The following is a 20,259-nucleotide window of genomic DNA, read 5'->3' on the forward strand; positions in this document are numbered from 1 at the left end:
AAATTTGGGATGAAACGCAACTCGTTTGCATTTACAGGATGACCCAGCAGCCCAAGAGAGAGCTTGTATGGGATTACAACCCCGATGCCTCTGCGCTATCAGGCGTTAACAGACCAATACCTGTGGGTTGCACTCTGTGGATAATAAGATAGAGGCTTGCAAGAGTTACCACTGTAAAATAGCCCAGGCCGGACGTTAAGGTGATAACCGTAGGATCGGGTCTGTATCCAAAGGGAGCAATAATCGACATTGGCAGTTTTTTATCGCTGAGTATCTCATAGCCATCGCCCACCGTTGTTTGTTTGCCCAAATCCCAGACAGTAGCGGATTCACCGGCAATTTTTTCAAAATCATGCCAGGCTCCCGAGAACAGTCCGGCCCCGAGACTGGCTATTACAAACCATGAGAGCTTCTGCAAAAAGACACTGTTGGTTTTCGGGTTGAATTCTATGAGTTTTGAAGCAATGATCCCCATAGGGATTAAACCCAATAGGCCGGCCTCGTAATTTTTATTAAGGATCAGCGGTACAGTAGTGAGAGCGGCATTACCGGTTTCGCGAAACGTGTTCGAGATAACATTTATCAGTAACGCCGATAAGACGAGTTCTTTTTTACCTGCAATGCCTCCAACCATCCCAATAGCCCAGCCACCAATGCAGAGACTGGCTTTTAATTTTGTTAACCCGTTAATAAGTTGAATCCATTTCTCGGGAATTTCCTTACCGGATTCCGCGTTTGCAGCGCCGATGCCGTAAAGGCTACCCGTAGTGATGAAGCTGGTCAGATACGCTGTGTACAAAATCTGCTTTCTGGCTCCGGGGCTAACTTTTATAGAGGCACTAAGCAGTATAAACATCTCCACGCCCTCGCGAACCCAGATGGAAATACTGCTCACCCAGCGGTCGTAATCGGGTTTATTTTTTATGGTCTCTTCTGGAAGGGGGACGTCACATCCCAGATGATTTTTAATATTGTTCAAGTGAGAGCTGTTGCCATAAACGAAAGTTGAGTTACTTGGCAGGTTGATTAGTGAGCAGATAAAGCCCGTCAGTCCACCTTGGTTTTTCCTGAAAAGGATATCGTCTGATGATGTCAGGGGCAGCCTGATACCCAGGGAAACCGTACTCGATGAGCTGACATTAAATTCTGAAACGATTGCAGGCTCACTGAAATTTGAAGAAAAGGTGGAACTTTCAAGATTGACTGACGCCGTCGTATTTATGTCAGTTTTAGCCAAAGCCGAATGACTCAGGATATAAACAATCAGCGTCGATATTAAAAGCAGACGATCAGGTTTTAATAACTGCATTGGATGGTTCTCCATCAACAGGCTGATTGATATAAACTGAATTCGGCTCGACCGGCTTGTCGTGGCTCGGGTAGGTATAGACAATGTAAGATGAAATGCAACTTGTTCGGATTTACTTGAAGCTTCCGGAATTTTTACTTTCTGGCTGAGCATGCTGAGCTATCCCTCCCGGAAGGCTGTCGCAAAAGTACTGAGCTTCTCACTCTTTCCGGTTAAAGAGCTCCCACGTTGGGAGGATACTTCTCCATTCTTGCCTTTAAAAACTCAAGAGCCCTGTTGAGGTTATCTTTTTCCTGACTTGACACAGGCTGTGAAAAACTCAAAATAATAATCTTTCGGCTTTTCTTTGCTAAATACTAATGACTGTCCGAAGATTTTCTCCTTTCGATCGGTGAGAAAATCCAAGCATCCCCTGGTATGGGTTGCCACTGGTACAAAAGTTCTCAGCCTCTGGTATGGGCTGGCAAGAACGTTGAGCAAGCAGCCTTCGGTACAGGTTGCCACTGAAGATGAACACAATGCCAATAGCGGCAAAAGCCCTGGCGGCAAAAAATTAAGGAATATCTCCTCATGCCTGTAATTACGCTTCCCGACGGCAGCAAGCGCGAATTTGCTGACGCCGTTTCTGTCATGGAAGTGGCCCAGGATATTGGTCCGGGCCTGGCCAAGGCGACTCTGGCGGGTCGTATTAATGGTGAGCTGGTAGATGCCAGTGCCAAAATCACCGATGACTCTGAGCTGGCTATTATCACTTCCCGTGACGAAGAAGGTGTTGAGGTGATCCGTCACTCAACGGCTCACCTGCTTGCAATGGCCACTCAGGATCTGTACCCCGGTGCCCAGGTCACTATTGGTCCCGTGATTGATAATGGCTTCTATTATGACTTCTCCTATGAGCGGGCATTTAACCTCGAAGACCTGGAGAAGATTGAAAAGCGCATGGCTGAGCTGGCAAAGCAGGATCTGGGGATTGAGCGAGTGGTGATGACTCGTGACGAAGCCATTAGTGCTTTCAAAGCCATGGGTGAAGAGTACAAGGTCGAGATCATTAATGACCTGCCGAAAAATGAAGTGATTTCTGTTTACCGTCAGGGTGAGTGGATGGATCTTTGCCGTGGCCCACATGTTCCCTCAACAGGTAAGCTGAAAGCCTTCAAACTGATGCGTGTGGCCGGTGCTTACTGGCGTGGTGATTCCAGCAACGAAATGCTGACCCGTATCTATGGAACGGCCTGGGAAGACAAGAAAGCCCTGAAAGCTTACCTGCAGCGTCTGGAAGAAGCGGAGAAGCGTGATCACCGTAAATTGGGTAAGAAGCTGGACCTGTTCCATATGCAGGAAGAAGCACCGGGCATGGTGTTTTGGCACCCCAATGGCTGGGCCATCTATCAGGAACTGGAACAGTACATGCGTAAAAAGCAGATTATGCATGGCTACAAAGAGATCAGAACGCCTCAGCTGGTGGATCGCTCCCTCTGGGAAAAATCCGGTCACTGGGACAAGTTTCAGGACGACATGTTCACCACCAATTCGGAAGAGCGTGATATTGCTGTTAAGCCCATGAACTGCCCGTGTCACGTCCAGGTCTTCAATCAGGGGCTGAAAAGCTACCGTGATCTGCCGCTGCGACTGGCGGAATTTGGTTCCTGTCATCGTAACGAGCCATCTGGTGCGCTTCATGGAATCATGCGTGTCCGTGGCTTTGTTCAGGACGATGCCCATATTTTCGCAACAGAAGATCAGATTCAGTCGGAAGTGGCTGCTTTTATTGATTTCCTCCATGAGGTGTATGAGGATTTTGGCTTCAGTCGTGAAAACATGCTTTACAAACTGTCTACGCGTCCTGAAAAGCGCGTAGGTTCTGATGAAATCTGGGATAAAGCCGAAAAAGCCCTGGCCGATGCTCTGGATGCACAGGCGCTGCCATGGGAAGAACTACCGGGTGAAGGTGCTTTCTACGGACCAAAAATCGAATTTTCCCTGAAAGACTGCATTGGCCGGGTGTGGCAGTGTGGTACGATTCAGGTGGATTTCTCGATGCCGGGCCGTCTGGGTGCTGAATATGTCGATGAAAGCGGTGAACGCAAAACACCGGTCATGCTCCACAGGGCGATTCTGGGGTCGTTTGAGCGGTTCATCGGCATACTCATTGAACACTATGAAGGGGCCATGCCGCCATGGCTGGCTCCCAAGCAGGTTGCCATCCTCAACATTACTGACAGACAGGCTTCTTATGCGGTAGAACTGGAAAAAATGTTGATGGAAAAGGGAGTTAGGGTAAAAGCGGACTTGAGAAACGAGAAGATCGGCTTTAAAATCCGCGAGCATACCTTAAATAAGGTGCCTTATTTGCTGGTTATTGGCGATAAGGAAATGGAAAACAGAACCGTTGCTGTGCGTACCCGCACAGGTGAAGACCTGGGTACCATGCCTGTAGAGGCATTCAAGGAGCGCCTTGCAGCGGATATCAGCAAGCGTGGCCGTACTGCGTAATTAATCTGTAACGGGCTTGTCGATCTTGATGTTAAATGTCGACGAGCCCTTTCGCACAGGCTGCCTTTACAGGAGATACACCCATCAGACGTAACAGCTTCCGCGATCGTCGCCCGCAGAAGGCGCCGATTAATGAGAATATCCGTGCCAAAGAAGTCCGTCTAATAGGAGCCGATGGCTCTCAGGTAGGGGTGGTCGATACCCGTGACGCTTTGTCCATGGCCCAGGAAGCAGGGCTGGATCTGGTTGAAATTAATGCAACCAGCGAACCGCCAGTCTGTAAGATCCTTGACTACGGCAAGCATCAGTACGAGCAAAAGAAGCAGAAAGCCGCAGCCAAGAAGAAACAGGTTCAGACCCAGGTGAAAGAAGTCAAGTTTCGCCCGGGCACAGAGGAAGGGGATTACCAGGTAAAACTGCGCAACCTGGTACGTTTCCTGACAGAGGGCAACAAGGCGAAGGTTTCTCTTCGTTATCGTGGTCGTGAGATGGCTCACCAGCAGCTGGGCATGGAACTGATGAACCGGGTTGAAAAAGATCTGGAAGAGATTGGTACCGTTGAACAGCGTCCAAAGATGGAAGGTCGTCAACTGATCATGGTTATTGCCCCGAAAAAGAAGAAGTGATTTGAGTATGAAAAACCGGTCACTGCCTCAGTGGCCGGTTTTTCATGTCCTGGATGAGGCTTTTCTACACAGAAAATTTTCTCCCGGATTAAACGACAGTCGCTTTTATTTTTAATATCCCGACACCTCCTGGCCCTGAAACGGGCGCCGCTTTCCAAGATGAGAAGGGGTAGGTGGTCGCGAATGCGGAGTGCTTTTTCATGCCAAAAATGAAAACCAACAGTGGTGCCGCCAAGCGTTTCAAAAAAACGGCCAGCGGTTACAAGCGTAAGGGTGCCTTCAAGAGTCACATCCTGACCAAAATGACCACCAAGCGTAAGCGTCAGCTGCGTGGTACCTCCATGGTAACACCTGCTGACCAGGGCCTCGTTAAGCGTATGCTGCGCGACTAATCGCTTTATAGATCATTTTTTTCGGAGATATAGCTCATGGCACGTGTAAAACGTGGTGTAATCGCGCGCAAGCGTCACAAGAAAGTTCTCAAGGCCGCCAAAGGTTACTACGGAGCACGTTCACGTGTATTTCGCGTAGCCAAACAGGCTGTAACCAAAGCTGGTCAGTATGCTTACCGCGATCGTCGTCAGCGTAAACGTCAGTTCCGTGCTTTGTGGATTGCCCGTATCAATGCCGGTGCGCGCACCAACGGTCTGTCTTACAGTCGTTTCATCGCGGGTCTGAAAAAGTCTGCGATCGAAATCGACCGTAAGGTTCTGGCTGATCTGGCTGTGCACGACAAGGCTGTTTTCGGTCAGCTGGTTGAAAAGGCTAAAGCTTCTCTGGCTTGAGCCTGATTCATATCAGCCTTTAACGGGGTTATGGTTTTCCATAACCCCGTTTTATTTGTTGGGTCAGAATCAGGCGGTGCGTTTGGAGTGACGCTCCCGGTTTTCCAGTTTTTTTCTTTCACTCTTTCTTAGCACCACATACAGCGCCGCAGAACCGCCATGAAACTTTAATGCGGTATGAAAGCAGAGTACCTGATCCATTTCCCGCAGCCAGGTGTTGACGTAGCTTTTAATGATGGCCGGGGGATTAGTGTTCAGGCCCCGGCCATGATTGATAATGAGTGAGCGAAGCTCGTGTTGCTGACAGTCGTTGATGAAGTCAAAAACCGCTTTTCGAGCCTCAGCCGCTGTGTGATTATGCAGGTCGAGTCTGGCTTCAATGTCGTATTTGCCCAGTCTCATTTTCTTGAAAACACCTTCCTGAACACCGGAGCGTTTATATTCCAGGTGATCGTAAGGCTGGACTCTTTTCGGGTTATCCAGAGATAAAAAATTAGGGTCATTCAGCTCAGCCTGGGCTGCCTTCCTTCTCAGGGCCTGACCGGGAGTCGCTGTCTGATGTTTCTTGAGGTTCGCTTTGGTGCGGCTTTTCAGGGGAGCCACTCCCTCCATTTCCTGAAGGAACAGATCCTGGTCATCGTAACTCATAGCTTTGTACTTTTGCTGGAACGGTCAGAGGTGCTCCCCGGTCAGGAAATTTGACATTGGGGCACACCTTAATGGCTTTTGATATTACTCGTTTTTGTGTATCTGGAGAACCATAACCGTTTCGAACGTCTTATGTGGGAAACCTGAATTCACGAAAAGCCCGTCTTTTCATAGTCTCTGGCGTACATAGCAACGGGTTTTCCGATGACTTTATCCTGAAAAAAACGGTCATGCTTTTCCAGATTCAATGCAAACTCATCTTCCACAGGCTGGTAATGGATGATGGCTTCACTGGCGTCTTGCTGTTTTTCCTCGTCCAGAGAGTTAATGATATGCTTGCTCAGGAGCTCACTGGAAAAGCATCTGGCTTGTAAAACCTTATCCTGTGAGACCGCTGCATAAGCCGCCTGTGCTCCGCCTTTTTCGTAGCCCGATAATTTCAGAGTCCAGCCTTTAAAGGCACTGTTTTTCTTCATCAGGCTCTGAACCTGCCTGGTGAGTTCACTGGCTTGCCTGAAACTTTCAGGCACACTTTTTCGCCTTGCGTTTCTCAGATTTCGTACCCAGCGCACGAGAGTAAACGCTTTTTTGAACCTTCCAGTATGAGAAAGCTCATCCGGTTTTTTCAGGGCATCCCAGCTGCCAAAAACAATGCGAACTTCGGGTGGACTGGTTTTGGGGTTACGAAGAATATAGGCAGTGAGCCCGGTTTTCTTGTCGAACACACAGCCTTCGGATCCTTTGGTGGATAATCCGGCTGCTTTGCCAGCATTCAGGGCGAGAGGGCGATCAGTATCCCAGGACTTAAGTTCATTCAGGATCTTTTTGTCTTTTAATTCCCAGTCGTCTATTGACTTTTCGTAAGGGTAAGCGGCAATCCTTGCCTCAACGGCCATAGCTTCACCCATTCGCCAGTTATTTCTGGGAGTACCTTTATCCGGAGTCAGAGTTCCTACGTGATGCTGCCAGGGGTTGGTCAATGATGCAAAATTTCCAATATAACCCGGAGGTGAGTTTGTCATTGGTTTGAGCTTGGGCTTTTGAGTATCTTCACTTCTACTGTTTGCTTCTGCGTATCTACTTGCAGATAAACCTGCTCCAAAGAAGACTCCTCTCATTGTGCTATCCCTCCAGCAGGTGATGAGTTGTAGGCAAGCTCCTGCTCTTCTTCTGTCAGTTCCCGGGTTAATGTGCTGGCGAGCTCTATGAAGCCAAGCACCAGGTTATTGAAAGTCTCATGGGTCAGACTGCCGACAGGGTGACTGGTCATAAGGTGCAAACCTATTCCATCCTGGTCCGTATAAAACCAGGCACCTTTGTGCTTGTCTGGGGCTCCGTTGAGAGACAACAGCTGCATTGCTCTGGCGGCCTGTAGCTCAGGATCTGTTGGCATGGGTGCCAGCATGCGGTGCAGCAGTAACAGATCACTGTTTTCAGGTAACTCTATGATCACTGCGATCTCATTGTGCTCGTCTACCAGGGCGCAGGTGTTGTCTTCTGTGGTCAGGTCATGACCAATATGTTCACCAAAGTCCTTTAAAAACTCTTTAAATTGTTCGTAAGGCTCAATCATAGCCGGGCTCTCCATAGCAAATCATTAGTGTTTGGTTCGGCTTGGATAAATGAAATTGAAGGGTTTGGCGGAAGAGCTATGTATCATCAGGCTGTCAGAGCCTGTCTTAATGACCAGGCCCGACAATCAGATCATGAGATGACTTGGGTTAGTGGCTATAACTGCGGTCCCAATCCTTCCAGACCGGTTCCAGACCTTTTGATTTAATCGCAGCTGCAACCACTTCAGGACGACGGTTGTCGTCGATGGCGAACTGTTCCAGAGATTCTTCGGCACCATTGGCATAACCGCCAGGTTGAGTGCTTGAGAAAGCGCTCATGGCGGTAATACCCAGAGGCAATACATTGTCTCTGAACGATTCCGACTCTCGAGTGGACAGTGACAGTTCCGCTTCCGGTTTAAACAGGCGGTAAGCACAGATCAGCTGTACCAGTTGTCTGTCTGAAATGACGGAAACGGGCTGGAATTCACCTTCGCAGGGGCGCAGTCTGGGAAAAGAGATGGAGTATCGGGTTTTCCAGTAGGTCTTTTCCAGGTAGTCGAGGTGTGCGGCGACCATGGCAGAGTCTGTACGCCAGTCTTCCAGACCAATCAGGGCGCCCACACCAATTTTGTCGATGCCTGCTCTGCCGAGTCTGTCAGCGGTTTCCAGACGATAGTCGAAATCCATCTTGCTGCCTCGCAGGTGGTATTTGCCGTAGGCCGGGCGATTGTAAGTCTCCTGGTAAACCAGCACGGCGTCCAGTCCCAGCGCCATCAACTCTTCGTATTCGCTCTGTTCCAGAGGTTGTACTTCCAGCGTAATGTGGGAAAAGTGCAATCTGACTTTGTCCAGTACGGTTTTGAAATATTCGGTGCCCACCGTGCCCTGGGCTTCGCCAGTCACCAGCAGGATATGATCAAACCCCATGGCTTTGATGGCTTTCAGTTCCCGGTCCAGCTCTTCCGTGCTCAGGGTTTTGCGTCGAATTTTGTTGTCAAGGCTGAAACCACAGTAGGTACAGATGTTGGTGCACTTGTTGGACAGGTACAAGGGAATGTACATCTGAACTGTATTGCCAAAACGCTGGCGGGTGAGTGCCATGCTTTTCTGTGCCATCTGTTCCAGGTAAGGTTCAGCCGCTGGGGAGATGAGCGACAGAAACTGATCATGGGCCAGTCTGCCGGTGGACAGGGCATGTTCGACATCCGCAGCGGTTTTGCTGAGGATGCTCATCCTGATTTCATCCCAGTTTAACTGGTTAAACGTGTCTACAAATGACATTAAAAGTCTTCCAGAAATGCAGTCAGTGGGCTGCTTGCCTGAGCCTGGTGCGAACGTATTCCGAGGCCAGCCTCGTAAGCTCGTCTGCCAGCTGTCACGGCTTCCCTGAAAGCAATACCCATGGCTACCGGGTCATTTGAAACAGCAATGGCTGTATTCACCAGCACGGCGTCAGCTCCGATTTCCATCGCTTTAGCGGCGTCGGAAGGGCTGCCAATACCGGCATCTACAACCACAGGGACCTGGCTCTGCTCGATAATGATGTTCAGAAACGCCTCGGTTTTCAGGCCCAGGTTGCTGCCAATGGGTGCCCCGAGAGGCATAACCGCAGCGGCACCCGCTTCTTCCAGTCTCTTGCACAAGACCGGGTCAGCGTGAACATAAGGTAGAACAACAAATCCCAGTTCGACAAGTTCTTCGCAGGCTTTTAGTGTTTCGATGGGGTCAGGCAGTAAATATTTAGGGTCCGGGTGAATTTCCAGTTTTAGCCAGTTGGTCTGCAGGGCTTCTCTGGCCAGCTGGGCTGCATAGACGGCTTCTTTGGCGTTGCGGGCACCGGAAGTATTGGGCAGCAGGTTAACACCTGCTTCAATCAGGGGTGAGAGAATATCATCCTGATCATTACTCAGGTCCACTCGCTTAAGTGCCATGGTCACCAGTTCGCTCTGTGAAGCCCTGATGGCTTCAGCCATGGTCTGGCTGTTATTGAATTTCCCGGTACCGGTAAACAGGCGAGAATGGAAGGTTTTATCAGCAATGGTCAGCATACCAGCCCTGTAGTTCGATAAATTGTCGGTCATTCGAAGTGCGATTTCTGCGCGCTATCAGCCACCTGCGGTAGCCTTGATCAGGGTGATACGGTCACCTTCTTCTACTTTTCTGCGGGGCCATTGGGAGCGACTGACGACCTCTTGATTGACCGCAAGTGCCACGCCCTTTTCAGCCTGATTGATCTGTTCCAGCAGCTGCTCGAGCGTCAGAGGGGCTTCAAAGCTCAGGGGCTGGTCATTAACAAAAAATTGCATAGATCATTCTGGGAGGTTTTGAAAACAGGGGGGGAAGTTTAAAGCAAATTCTTCTCCGGATAAATGGTGGGCAGTCAGGAGCCGTTCTTGTGATCTCGGTCAGCCTTTTTGAGCGGCGTAGCGAGACTTGCCATGGCAGGGCTTATGGGCTAGTGGATAGGGTCAGAGACGAGAATATTGAACTTAAAACTGAAAAACAGGTTAAACAGTTTACATATATGCAATGACTTGAGGTTGTATATGGTTTTCAGAAAAATAGTAACCGCTTTAGCTTTTCTGGCTGCATCGGTATGTTATGCGGATTCATCGGTATGTTACCCTGATTCACTAATAACTGTTAAGACAAACAGCTTGCCGTTATCGGATTCATTTAAGGCTTACATTGAGCATAACCTGCCACAGGCTTTGAATAAAAGATGTTCTACTCCAGAACGTGTTTCTGCGTTAATTCGAAATGAATTGTTTTCAAATGGTTATGTTGCAACACCGGAGGATGTTGTTTTTTCGGTGCAGTATATCTTCGATAAAAAACTTTCTGGGAATCAACTGATTACTTCGGACGCCTGGTCATCAACAATAAAAGTTTTTAGCACTTATCATGAGCAGATAGACTGTGGAGCAGGCTTGGGAGTCGAGGAAAAAGACTATTTATCTATAAGCCAGCGTAAGCTTTCTCGCTTTGTTAGTGCATTAAACAGAGAATTGAATGGCTATGAGCTAGGAAGTGGCTTGTTTTTTATATTGGTTCAGCCAAGCTCGCAGTTCCCGGGAAAAAAGAATATATTTCATTGCGATGTCCTTTATTCAAAACACAGGTAGATGGAAGGTTTTAAATCACAGCAACGTCACTGCCCTGGCTGAAGTTGAGTCAGCTGCCAATGCCGCTGATCTGGACCAGGTCGGGCAAGGCTCCTTGGCAAAAAAGGCGAGCTTGATCAAAAGGTTAGGTCTGACCTGATGCGATATTTAGTAGATTATGTTGCAAGTTCCTGAAACGGGCACCTCCATTTGGCAATGAACTAAATCATTTCCTGGTTGTCAAAACTATTAAGACGATAGTTTCAGTACCATATAATTCGCACGTTCTCTTGAGATGACCTGAAATACTGTCAGGCAGGACTGAACAGGCTGACTAAATGAGCTGACTTCAAGAAGGTATTAACAGCAAACATAAGTGAATGGAGGATAAGAAATATGGATATTAAACCTGAAGGCTTTCAACCCGGCACATATTTTCAGCCCAGAGCAGAGGATGTTAAATATACTAAATTGGATTCTGACGAAAGTTCCACGAGAAAATTTTCGGTTAACCCTTCAAGGTGTGTATCACCTGTGCGATTTGATTCTTCAGATTCGCAAGCTTTAACCGCAATCGATATCGAGCGAGAAGAGAAACCGATACATAAACCTGTTTTGTCCAGGCGCGTATCATCTTTGCTATCAGGTGATGAGAAGAAATCAGTTTCAAATAATGTCTCGGACGACGATACTGCTACTTTGAACGATCATCTCAACTCTATACGTCAGATAATCCCCACTTACAAACCCTTTCCGAAAAGTCGCAGCACTAAGTCCGTGGCTGAGCAGTTCGCCGAGAATACAATTGACTGGCTCCAGCTCAGTAACACATCCTACGCTGATCGGGACTCAGTTGAGACAAGCTTTCAGCGTCGAGTGGAAGGTTCTGAAGCAGGAGAAGAACCATTTCAGGATGATTTTTGTATCAAGAAATATCGGACCCAAGTAGAAAAAAAACGTCTGGGTATTTTTTATCCTGAGGATTATCGGACTCACGAACTTCCCGGTCTGTCAAAAAGTTCATACCTCGGGAAGCACTCACTGCCGGAATATTTTGACATAACGAACAAGTATAACTTTGTAGCAATGGATAATGGCTATAAACCAAGTGAGCGTCTGAATGCTTTTTTTCATGGCCCTACCATTGCAGACTGTGCAACGACCCTTTCGGCCTGTCAGTATCGGGCCATTGAAACCATCATTGGCACCGACGAATTCGACCGCATCTTTGGCGCACCGATCTCAAAGTTCAGGATTCCAGTCACCCTTTTCGGTCACATGTCCCAAGTTATTGGATGCTTCTCAAAGGGTGAATATGTCAATCGGATCAAGTACAGCAACCCTCTCTATAGTCTGTTTGAGTATCTCGAGTTTTACAAAGGTTCAGGGAGTAATGAGCAGTCAGAGCTGAAAATAAAAAAGGGTGATATCCTCTATATTCAGGGCGTAGAAGGCTACGATTTGAAGCACGCAACTGGTGATGCTGTCGGTTTTAATCTGGTATGCACCGGGCAAAACAACAGCGGACAGAATCTCTATCTGGGGTTTGGTCCGGGTGAATTTGATGAACCGAAAACCTACGAGCAGGTCAAAAAAATACTGATTGATGGCTACAATAGACCACAGGGTCCTGAGACAATCCTCGCCATTAAAGAAGGGAAACCAAGCTATAAAGAGTGGACCGACGATATCCTGCCCTTCGATCACCCTATTGGTGGTATCACTATCGTGGCTCGATTTAATACTGTGACCTGGGAAAATTTTTTGTCCGAGTGTGATCAAGTCTGGCACCGTCAACCGCTTTTGTCTGTCACTCGGGCTATGGAACCAAAGCCGGTGCACCAGGTGTCACGTTTCCATACTGAAAATCTTGATGCTGATATAGATCAATTCGAACCCCGCTCAACACAGCAGGAACTGATGCATGAGACGGCCCTGAAGTTCACGCGCGCTGTGATTAATAATCAGGGTGGAGCCTCGTATAAAAAGCCCATGGGACTGTTCCTGACCGGATCACCGGGACTAGGAAAAACACATCTTTGTGTAGCTGTCACCAAAAAAGCAGCCGACTATGGTGTCAACACCCTGTATCTGGACGCAGATAAGGCAGGCGAACTGTATCAGTGCTTCCAGGGTAATGAATGGGATAGCAAGATCGAGGAAATGCTTGCCGGTAAAGATTTGGTGGTAATCGATGATGCTAACGGCGGTCACTTTAGCAAACAACTTCTGGCAAAAACAATGAAACATGTGATGACTGCTCAGAAAGCTATCATGGTCAGTTCAAATCATCATATTCCTGTCAAAGCTGAATTCCTTGGCGATATCGAGCCCTTAACCAGGTATGCCCATAATTTTCTTTACCTTAGTGATTTGCAGGGAGACAGTTGCCGTTCCCAATGGTGGCACAGCCCTGATGTACAGGCTGCTGATGCAATAGCGCAACTGGGTCAGTATCATGGCCGCAATGCGGCAGGAGTGATCACTGAGCACGCCGTACCAATAGAGGAAATGGCCAGAGTACTCAGTATTCCAGCTGATCGGATCCGCCAGGTGGGCCCTCCCGTATTACCTGGAACAGAATTTCTAAGCCAGGATTTCCATTTCAGCCATTTATCCAAAACGGAGCATCAGGCTGTTTTTATGGAGTGTAATTTTACTGTTAGTAGTACTTGGATAAAGCAGTTCTTAAATGTTGTTCAGAAAGTACACGACGAAGGCTTGAAGCTGGTAGTGAAAACCAATAACCGCACATTATTCTTGGAAGCTGTAATGGATTATTTAAAATTTCTTCAACTTCTAAATGGGGAGGTTCGTATCGGAGAGCGGCTAAAGTATATGTTCCCGGACTTTTCGGAATCCGGACCGCAGGAGCAGCCTGACAGACTTAAGCGTCCTTAGCTAGGATCGCGATAAATTGAGGATAAAAATTTCTGATTCCGAGGAGAATAGCGAGCTATTTGACGAGGGAGCAGGAATTTTCAGGCCGATTTATCGCAGTACTGTTATGAATGTCAGGGCTTTCCTGTACTGGTGAAATCTGTCCTGCAAGTAAATCTATTCAAACCCTTCCTCAACCGCTAGAATTGGCGGTTTATTTTCTCTACGCATCGGTTATCAGGAATCCCATGGAGAATCTGGAAACACTTGTTTCACCTATAGTCGTCTCTGCCCTGGCTGAAGTTGAGTCAGCTGCCAATGCCGCTGATCTGGACCAGGTTCGGGTACGGTTTCTTGGCAAAAAAGGCGAGCTGACCCAGCTGTTGAAAGGACTGGGCAAACTGTCTCCGGAAGAACGTCCGAAAGCGGGCGGCTTTATTAACGAAGCCAAGCAGCAGGTTCAGGCCGCCCTGGATGTGAAACGTGAAGGTCTGGAAAAAGTGGCTCTGGAAGCTCGCCTGGCCAGTGAAACCATTGATGTCACCCTGTCCGGCCGTAGCCAGAACCTGGGGACGGTGCACCCTGTTACCCGCACCATGGAGCGTATCACCGATTACTTCGGCAACATCGGCTTTGAAGTGGCCCAGGGGCCGGAAATCGAAGACGATTACCACAACTTCGAAGCGTTGAATATTCCCGGTCATCACCCGGCCCGTGCCATGCACGATACTTTTTACTTCAATGACAACACCGTTCTGAGAACCCACACCTCTCCGGTTCAGGTTCGTGTCATGGAGGCCCTGAGCAAGGCCGGTGAGAAACCTCCTATTGCCATTGTTTGCCCGGGCAAGGTTTACCGTTGCGATTCCGACCAGACTCACAGCCCGATGTTTCATCAGGTCGAAGGTCTTTATGTGGCAGAGAAAGTCAGTTTTGCTGACCTGAGGAGTGTTCTCAGTGACTTTCTGAGGGTGTTCTTTGAGCGTGACGACTTGAAAGTCCGCTTCCGTCCGTCCTACTTTCCGTTCACTGAGCCTTCTGCAGAAGTGGACATCGAGTGGGGACGCAATGAAGACGGTTCCATCAAGTGGCTGGAGGTTCTGGGCTGCGGTATGGTCCACCCGAAAGTGTTTGAATACTCCGGTATTGATACCAGCAAGTACACAGGCTTTGCCTTCGGTCTGGGGGTTGAGCGTTTTGCCATGCTCCGTTACGGCGTAAACGATTTACGTCAGTTTTTCGATAATGACCTGCGCTTCCTGAGCCAGTTCAATTAACGGTTTGCGGCGATCAGATCGAATAACGGAGTTGAGAAAAGTCTATGAAATTCAGTGAACAATGGTTACGTCAGTGGGTTGCCCTGGAAGCGGACACTCAGGAGCTGGTAGATAAGATCACCATGGCTGGCCTGGAAGTGGACGACGTTGACCCGGTAGCAGGCGAGTTTTCCGGTGTGGTTGTGGGTGAAATTGTTGCCTGTGAACAACACCCGGATGCTGACAAATTGCGTGTCACCCGTGTCAGTACTGGTTCAGAAGAGTTCCAGGTGGTTTGTGGTGCGCCTAATGCCCGTGTGGGTATTCGTGTACCTTTTGCAACAGTCGGTTCCGTTCTGCCGGGCAATTTCAAAATCAAGAAAGCCAAACTGCGTGGTGTTGAATCTTTTGGCATGCTTTGTGCGGAAGAAGAGTTGGGTATGGCTGAATCTTCAGACGGCCTGATGGAGCTGCCAGCGGATGCTACTGTGGGTCAGGATATCCGAGAGTACCTGAACCTTGATGACAGGATTATTGATGTTGACCTGACGCCAAACCGGGGTGACTGTTTGAGCATTGCGGGTCTGGCCCGGGAAGTCAGTGCGAACTTCCTGGCTGACGTCAGCGAGGTTCAGGTTGAGCCGGTAGCTCCGACCATTGATGATACTTTTAAGGTGGTTGTTGAATCCAGGGAAGGGGCGCCACGATTTCTGACCCGTATCCTGAAAGATGTTGATGTTACTCAACCTACCCCTTTGTGGATGGTTGAGCGCCTGCGTCGTTCCGGTATTCGCTCCATTGATCCCGTTGTCGATGTGACCGCTTATGTCATGCTGGAGCTGGGTCAGCCTATGCACGGTTATGATCTGGATACCCTGAAGGGTTCCCTGGTTGTTCGCATGGCCCACGAGCAGGAGAAGCTGGTTCTGCTGGACGGGCAGGAAGTGATTATGAATACCGGGACTCTGGTCATTGCCGATGAGCAGCAGGCTCTGGGTGTTGCCGGTGTGATGGGCGGAGAAGGCTCTGGTGTCTCACAAACCACCCGTAACGTGCTGCTGGAAGCGGCTTTCTTTGATCCCATTACCATTGCCGGTAAAGCCCGTTCCTTCGGACTGCACACCGATGCTTCTCATCGCTTTGAGCGTGGTGTGGACTTCCAGCTGCAGCGTAAGGCCATTGAGAGAGCAACCGCCCTGATTCTGGAAATCTGCGGTGGTCAGCCAGGTCCTGTTGCCGAGGCAGTGAGCGAAGACAACCTGCCTGAACTGAGCACAGTCAAGCTGAGAGCTGAAAAAGTGGCTTCTCTGCTGGGCATTACCATCGAGAATGACCTGATCGAAGCTCTGCTGACACGACTGGGTCTGGAGATGAGTTCTATTGCCGAAGGTGAGTGGTCCGTTTCAGTTCCAAGCTGGCGCTTTGATATCTCTATAGAAGAAGACCTGGTGGAAGAACTGGGTCGTATCTACGGTTATGAGCGTCTGCCAGAAACCATTCCAACGGCTCTGTTGAAGCTTAAGCAAGTGAATGAAAACAGAGTTAAAGAAGCGGATATTCGCCGTATTCTGGTCGCTCGTGGTTATCAGGAAGCGGTCTCCTTCAGCTTTATTGACCCGCAGTTGCATCAGCTGTTTGATCCCGGTCGTGAGCCTGTAGTTCTGGCGAACCCCATCGCCAGCGATCTTTCCGTCATGCGAACATCCCTGCTGCCGGGCCTGGTTAAAACAGTCAGCTACAACCTGAATCGTCAGCAGAGCCGTGTTCGTCTGTTCGAAACCGGTCAGACGTTTGTTCGTGAAGGCGACACACTGAGGCAGGAAAACCAGATTGCTGTCGTGATTACAGGCAGTCGCTACCCTGAAAACTGGGCGATTAAAGCGGAGCCCGCAGACTTCTACGACCTGAAAGGGGATGTGGACGCTCTGCTGGAACTGGGTGGTGCTGCAGGGGAGTTCCGTTTTGAAAACAGCAGCCACGATGCCATGCACCCAGGTCAGTGTGCAGCACTGATCCGTGATGACAAGGTGATTGGTCACATAGGCGCCCTGCATCCAAGCCTGGCGAAAAAGTTGGGGGTGAACGATGCGGTGATCGTGTTTGAGGCAAGTCTGGAAGCGATGAGCTTGGGCAAAGTAACAGAGTTCACACCGCTGTCAAAATTCCCTGAAGTTCGTCGTGACCTGGCCTTGCTTGTCAAGCAGGAAGTGGCGGCTGACAGTCTGAACCAGGTCATTCGGGAAGAAGCCTCTGAGCTGTTGAAAGATGTTCGTATTTTCGACGTTTATGCCGGAAAAGGCATTGCGGAAGGTCATAAGAGTCTTGCTTTGGGCTTGACCTTGCAGCACGCTTCCCGCACTCTAAAAGACGAAGAAGTTAATCAAGTGATTGACAGCATCGTAAGTCGGCTGGGATCGGAATTTGGTGCCAGTCTCCGAAGCTAATCAGCCAATGCGAGCGCTCTGTATTGAGCCTGTTTTCTGAGCAGGCTCGACAGTTCGCTGCCCTGGTTATAAGAGAGCGGAAGTTATCCATGGGAGCTCTGACGAAAGCTGATATAGCCGAGCGTCTGCACGAAGAACTCGGTTTGAACAAGCGCGAAGCCAAGGATATGGTCGAGCAGTTTTTCGAACAGATCCGTCAGGCATTAGAGAATAATGAACAGGTCAAGTTATCCGGCTTCGGTAATTTTGAACTGCGAGACAAAAGTCAGCGGCCCGGCCGAAACCCCAAAACCGGCGAAGAGGTTCCTATCTCTCCTCGCAGGGTGGTGACTTTCAAGCCTGGTCAGAAACTCAGGTCACGAGTCGAGGCTTATGCAGGAAACAGAGCTCAGGAAGAGTGATCTCCCTGTTATTCCCGGCAAGCGTTACTTCACCATCGGTGAGGTCAGCGACTTGTGTCAGGTCAAATCCCATGTCCTGCGATACTGGGAACAGGAGTTTTCGCAGTTAAAACCGGTCAGGCGCGGGAACCGTCGTTATTACCGGCGACAGGATGTGCTGCTTATCCGGCAAATTCGCAGTTTGCTCTACGACAAGCGTTTTACCATTGACGGCGCCCGTAATCATCTCAAAGGCGAAGTGCAGAAGCTGGACGCTTCCCAGTACAAACAACTGATCCGGCAAACTATTGCTGAACTGGAAGATGTTGTCGATGCGCTGGATGGGATTCCTTCCAAGTAAGAATATGCAGATAAAAAAATACCGGCGGATGCCGGTATGATTTACCTTCGGGAAGGAGTGGGCGGGGGGCCGTTTTGCGTGTGGTTATTGACGATTTTATCAATAAGCTGACCTATCTCACTCCAGTTTTTATCTGCTTTCAAGGTCTTGGTGTATTTAGAAATCTCAACGAACTGTTCCTGATCCTGAATCTTATTTGCCTGACGCAAGACACGGGTAAGTTCAGTGGTCAGCGTCTGTCTATCGAATGTTTGTATTGTCATTCCATACCCGCCGCCAGTAATTTTATCCAGCAATTCATCGGCATCTTTAGGGCCATTGTTTCTTGTTCTCTTCGCTGCTACCGGCGGTAAGTCTGGAGCCTTTTCAACAGAAGTTTTTGTTTTATCTGCAAAGTTGACATTGACGTAAGTGTCATCCCTATTGGCTCTTCTGAGTCTGTCAGCATCTCGCGCTTGCTTATTGACGACGGCATAATCTTCTGAGCCGTACCCCAGTCCGTTATCTTTGGGCTCCGGGGCTTTTTGAGGGGTAGCAGGTGTCGCAACGGTCAGACCCGCTTCTTTCAATAAGGGATTAAACAAGGGTGTGAACCGTCCGTGAACTGCTGTGAGGGTATTGAATTGTCCTGCTGTTTGCACGAATTTGTTCCTGACCTGGCGGGCGGTAGTAATGGTTTGAGTGAAATCCCGGGGAGCCTCACCCGTTTTTTGGTACTGCCGCAGGCTGTTATCAATCGTGATGAAGGTTCCGGTTCTGCCGACTCCCGCATTGCAGTTGACGACGGTGGGGTTGTTTGACCTGGCTGCAACAGAGGGGTGCTGACGTAACTTTTCAACCAGTACCGACAGTTTTGCCAGTCTTTCCGGGGTGCCGGCGCTATGGTCTGCCCAGCCTTTATCATAAACCCTGAATTGTGTTTCGCCATTAATGGAGAGTTGTTTGACGGTAACTCTACCCTCATCAAAAGAGTACTGTCCATCCAGTCTAACCTTAACGCCGCCACAGTTTTTTTCTTCGCCGACTTCCTTAGGGCCAACTTCAATAGAACGTTTCTTATCTGGTTTATGGGAAGTTTTCGGATCTTCGAGTTCTTTGGAGTTAACAAGAGAAACTGAAACGGCAGGACGATGATGAGCAAGCATTTTTATGAAGTTGTTTTCTGTGTTTTCAAGTGGCCCCTGACTGGCGATAAAACTACCACCAGGCAGGTCGACTTTTGCAGCATGATAGGGAGCTCCTGGTGCAAATCCTTTGCTTCTATTATTACCAAGATGGATGTCAGAAAATTTTGGATGTGCCTCATTAATGAAGAAATGTTGGTTATCGATCCTTCCTTGTATCTGTGGGCTTTTGATATTTTTGTATTGCCTATTAATTTCAGCGTCGTCAGGCCTAAAGGGGAACTCCTGACCCAAGTTAAGCGAGGCTCCCTGGTGAGTGCCAAATTCAAGTTGGGATCCATGGTTTGACCCATAGATACCCTGCAAGGATGGAGTCAGTTCCTTAAGTTCAAGGGATCGGGAGTCGGGAGCTTCCTGAAGACCAACTTGACGATCTATCTCTGCAAGCATCGCAGCTGCAAGTTTGGGGGAATCGGCATAGCGTCCGGCAAATTCGTTTTTGAGGCCCTGCACATTCTCACCAAATTTTTTCAGCCCCTCGGTGACTTTTCTTTCAGCATAAATTTCTCGTACTTCTTGCATGATCGTATCATAACCAGGGTCTTCCTTTTGGCTAAGTTGAAACAACAATTCCTTGATATCCGCAGTAGAGAGCTGTTGGACGGCTTCCGAGAACTTGTTGAGTGAGAAGCCGGATTTATCCTCAAATTTGCCATGCTCTAAGTTTTTAATGATTTCCGGAGCTGTCAGGGCTTTAGCCGGTTGGGTTTCAGGACTGCTGTTTCTGACTGCAAGCGGTATATTAGCAGGTTTAGAATGGGTCTTGGGTTGCTCATTCATCTGGTTGGGAAGCTTGGGCAGTGGGCGGGTACTTCTTTCTGAAAGCGGTGTTGAAGGCGCTTTTGGTGGGTTCGGTGTATTATCAGCGCGATGTTCTTGCAACTTGCCGTGGAAGTGGTCATAGACGGGTTTAACCAGGCCGTGAACACCGAGAACTTCCCGTGCAACTCTCAAACCCCAGACTTTCGAAGCACTGCAATTGTAGAGCTTACCGTTGACCTTGACTGTCTTGGTTATTGAATTCTGTGGATCAGCGCCCGCTGTTTGAGAATGGCCTATTGAAGAAGTCCCGCCGTTATTAATTGTATTGCCCACAACCTCTCTCCTGAGAATTTTCCCTGATTCTTGCAGTATAAAAGGCTATGTAACATTTTCCACAGAGTCAGGGTCAAGCGGCGCTGACAGGCGTTTATCGTTAATGGGTGTCATATTTCTGTCATAATTCGCCGATAG

General features: G+C 48.9%; 18 protein-coding genes. 10 read left to right on the top strand and 8 right to left on the bottom strand.

What is annotated here, in order from left to right:
- Positions 1-73 precede the first annotated feature (73 nt).
- On the bottom strand, positions 74-1,309 hold the full coding sequence (locus ACOMG9_RS08175; protein ID WP_448216560.1) for a hypothetical protein: 1,236 nt from the start codon (positions 1,307-1,309) through the stop codon (positions 74-76).
- 570 nt (positions 1,310-1,879) lie between these two features.
- Here ACOMG9_RS08175 and thrS point away from each other — a divergent pair.
- The 4 genes from thrS to rplT all read left to right on the top strand — a co-directional run bounded on the left by thrS (position 1,880) and on the right by rplT (position 5,213).
- A complete protein-coding gene (gene thrS, locus ACOMG9_RS08180; protein ID WP_422133191.1) occupies positions 1,880-3,802 on the top strand; it encodes a threonine--tRNA ligase in 1,923 nt (640 codons plus the stop codon).
- A 35-nt stretch (positions 3,803-3,837) separates the two neighbouring features.
- The gene (infC, locus tag ACOMG9_RS08185) at positions 3,838-4,428 is read left to right on the top strand and encodes a translation initiation factor IF-3 (protein ID WP_448216561.1); all 591 of its coding nucleotides are present in this window, start codon (positions 3,838-3,840) and stop codon (positions 4,426-4,428) included.
- A 200-nt stretch (positions 4,429-4,628) separates the two neighbouring features.
- The gene (rpmI, locus tag ACOMG9_RS08190; RefSeq protein ID WP_034837404.1) at positions 4,629-4,820 is read left to right on the top strand and encodes a 50S ribosomal protein L35; all 192 of its coding nucleotides are present in this window, start codon (positions 4,629-4,631) and stop codon (positions 4,818-4,820) included.
- 36 nt (positions 4,821-4,856) lie between these two features.
- Entirely contained in the window at positions 4,857-5,213 is a 357-nt protein-coding gene (gene rplT / locus ACOMG9_RS08195) for a 50S ribosomal protein L20 (RefSeq protein ID WP_257254376.1), read from the top strand.
- Between the two features lie 69 nt (positions 5,214-5,282).
- Here the strand turns inward: rplT and smrA are convergent, their stop codons facing one another.
- From smrA to thiS, 6 genes are all read right to left on the bottom strand, one after another.
- The gene (smrA, locus tag ACOMG9_RS08200) at positions 5,283-5,861 is read right to left on the bottom strand and encodes a DNA endonuclease SmrA (protein WP_448216562.1); all 579 of its coding nucleotides are present in this window, start codon (positions 5,859-5,861) and stop codon (positions 5,283-5,285) included.
- Between the two features lie 149 nt (positions 5,862-6,010).
- Complete coding sequence (locus ACOMG9_RS08205; protein ID WP_494530066.1) at positions 6,011-6,883, bottom strand: hypothetical protein; 873 nt, start codon at positions 6,881-6,883, stop codon at positions 6,011-6,013.
- Between the two features lie 92 nt (positions 6,884-6,975).
- Positions 6,976-7,434: a type III secretion system chaperone gene (locus ACOMG9_RS08210; protein WP_494530067.1), complete on the bottom strand. Its 459-nt coding sequence runs from the start codon at positions 7,432-7,434 to the stop codon at positions 6,976-6,978.
- Between the two features lie 148 nt (positions 7,435-7,582).
- Positions 7,583-8,698: a 2-iminoacetate synthase ThiH gene (thiH, locus tag ACOMG9_RS08215; RefSeq protein WP_448216565.1), complete on the bottom strand. Its 1,116-nt coding sequence runs from the start codon at positions 8,696-8,698 to the stop codon at positions 7,583-7,585.
- Positions 8,698-9,465, bottom strand: a complete 768-nt coding sequence (locus tag ACOMG9_RS08220; protein ID WP_448218628.1) for a thiazole synthase — start codon at positions 9,463-9,465, stop codon at positions 8,698-8,700. Before ACOMG9_RS08220 ends, thiH begins: the two co-directional genes overlap by 1 nt.
- Positions 9,466-9,522: 57 nt before the next feature.
- Entirely contained in the window at positions 9,523-9,723 is a 201-nt protein-coding gene (gene thiS / locus ACOMG9_RS08225) for a sulfur carrier protein ThiS (protein ID WP_448216566.1), read from the bottom strand.
- A gap of 240 nt (positions 9,724-9,963) precedes the next feature.
- Here thiS and ACOMG9_RS08230 point away from each other — a divergent pair, with 240 nt between their 5' ends.
- The 6 genes from ACOMG9_RS08230 to ACOMG9_RS08255 all read left to right on the top strand — a co-directional run bounded on the left by ACOMG9_RS08230 (position 9,964) and on the right by ACOMG9_RS08255 (position 17,842).
- Positions 9,964-10,542, top strand: coding sequence for a hypothetical protein (locus ACOMG9_RS08230; protein ID WP_448216567.1), 579 nt, complete (start codon positions 9,964-9,966; stop codon positions 10,540-10,542).
- Between the two features lie 375 nt (positions 10,543-10,917).
- Positions 10,918-13,422 (top strand): DnaA ATPase domain-containing protein, encoded by a 2,505-nt coding sequence (locus ACOMG9_RS08235; RefSeq protein ID WP_448216568.1) that lies wholly within the window; start codon positions 10,918-10,920, stop codon positions 13,420-13,422.
- A 227-nt stretch (positions 13,423-13,649) separates the two neighbouring features.
- Complete coding sequence (gene pheS, locus ACOMG9_RS08240; RefSeq protein ID WP_448216569.1) at positions 13,650-14,678, top strand: phenylalanine--tRNA ligase subunit alpha; 1,029 nt, start codon at positions 13,650-13,652, stop codon at positions 14,676-14,678.
- Between the two features lie 44 nt (positions 14,679-14,722).
- A complete protein-coding gene (gene pheT, locus ACOMG9_RS08245; protein WP_448216570.1) occupies positions 14,723-17,101 on the top strand; it encodes a phenylalanine--tRNA ligase subunit beta in 2,379 nt (792 codons plus the stop codon).
- A gap of 89 nt (positions 17,102-17,190) precedes the next feature.
- The gene (gene ihfA / locus ACOMG9_RS08250) at positions 17,191-17,502 is read left to right on the top strand and encodes an integration host factor subunit alpha (RefSeq protein WP_317145884.1); all 312 of its coding nucleotides are present in this window, start codon (positions 17,191-17,193) and stop codon (positions 17,500-17,502) included.
- The gene (locus ACOMG9_RS08255; RefSeq protein ID WP_317145885.1) at positions 17,474-17,842 is read left to right on the top strand and encodes a MerR family transcriptional regulator; all 369 of its coding nucleotides are present in this window, start codon (positions 17,474-17,476) and stop codon (positions 17,840-17,842) included. Before ihfA ends, ACOMG9_RS08255 begins: the two co-directional genes overlap by 29 nt.
- Before the next feature lie 41 nt (positions 17,843-17,883).
- Here the strand turns inward: ACOMG9_RS08255 and ACOMG9_RS08260 are convergent, their stop codons facing one another.
- Positions 17,884-20,121, bottom strand: a complete 2,238-nt coding sequence (locus ACOMG9_RS08260) for a tyrosine-protein phosphatase (protein ID WP_448216571.1) — start codon at positions 20,119-20,121, stop codon at positions 17,884-17,886.
- Between the last annotated feature and the right edge of the window lie 138 nt (positions 20,122-20,259).

It is taken from the genome of Endozoicomonas sp. PH6C, assembly GCF_059322965.1.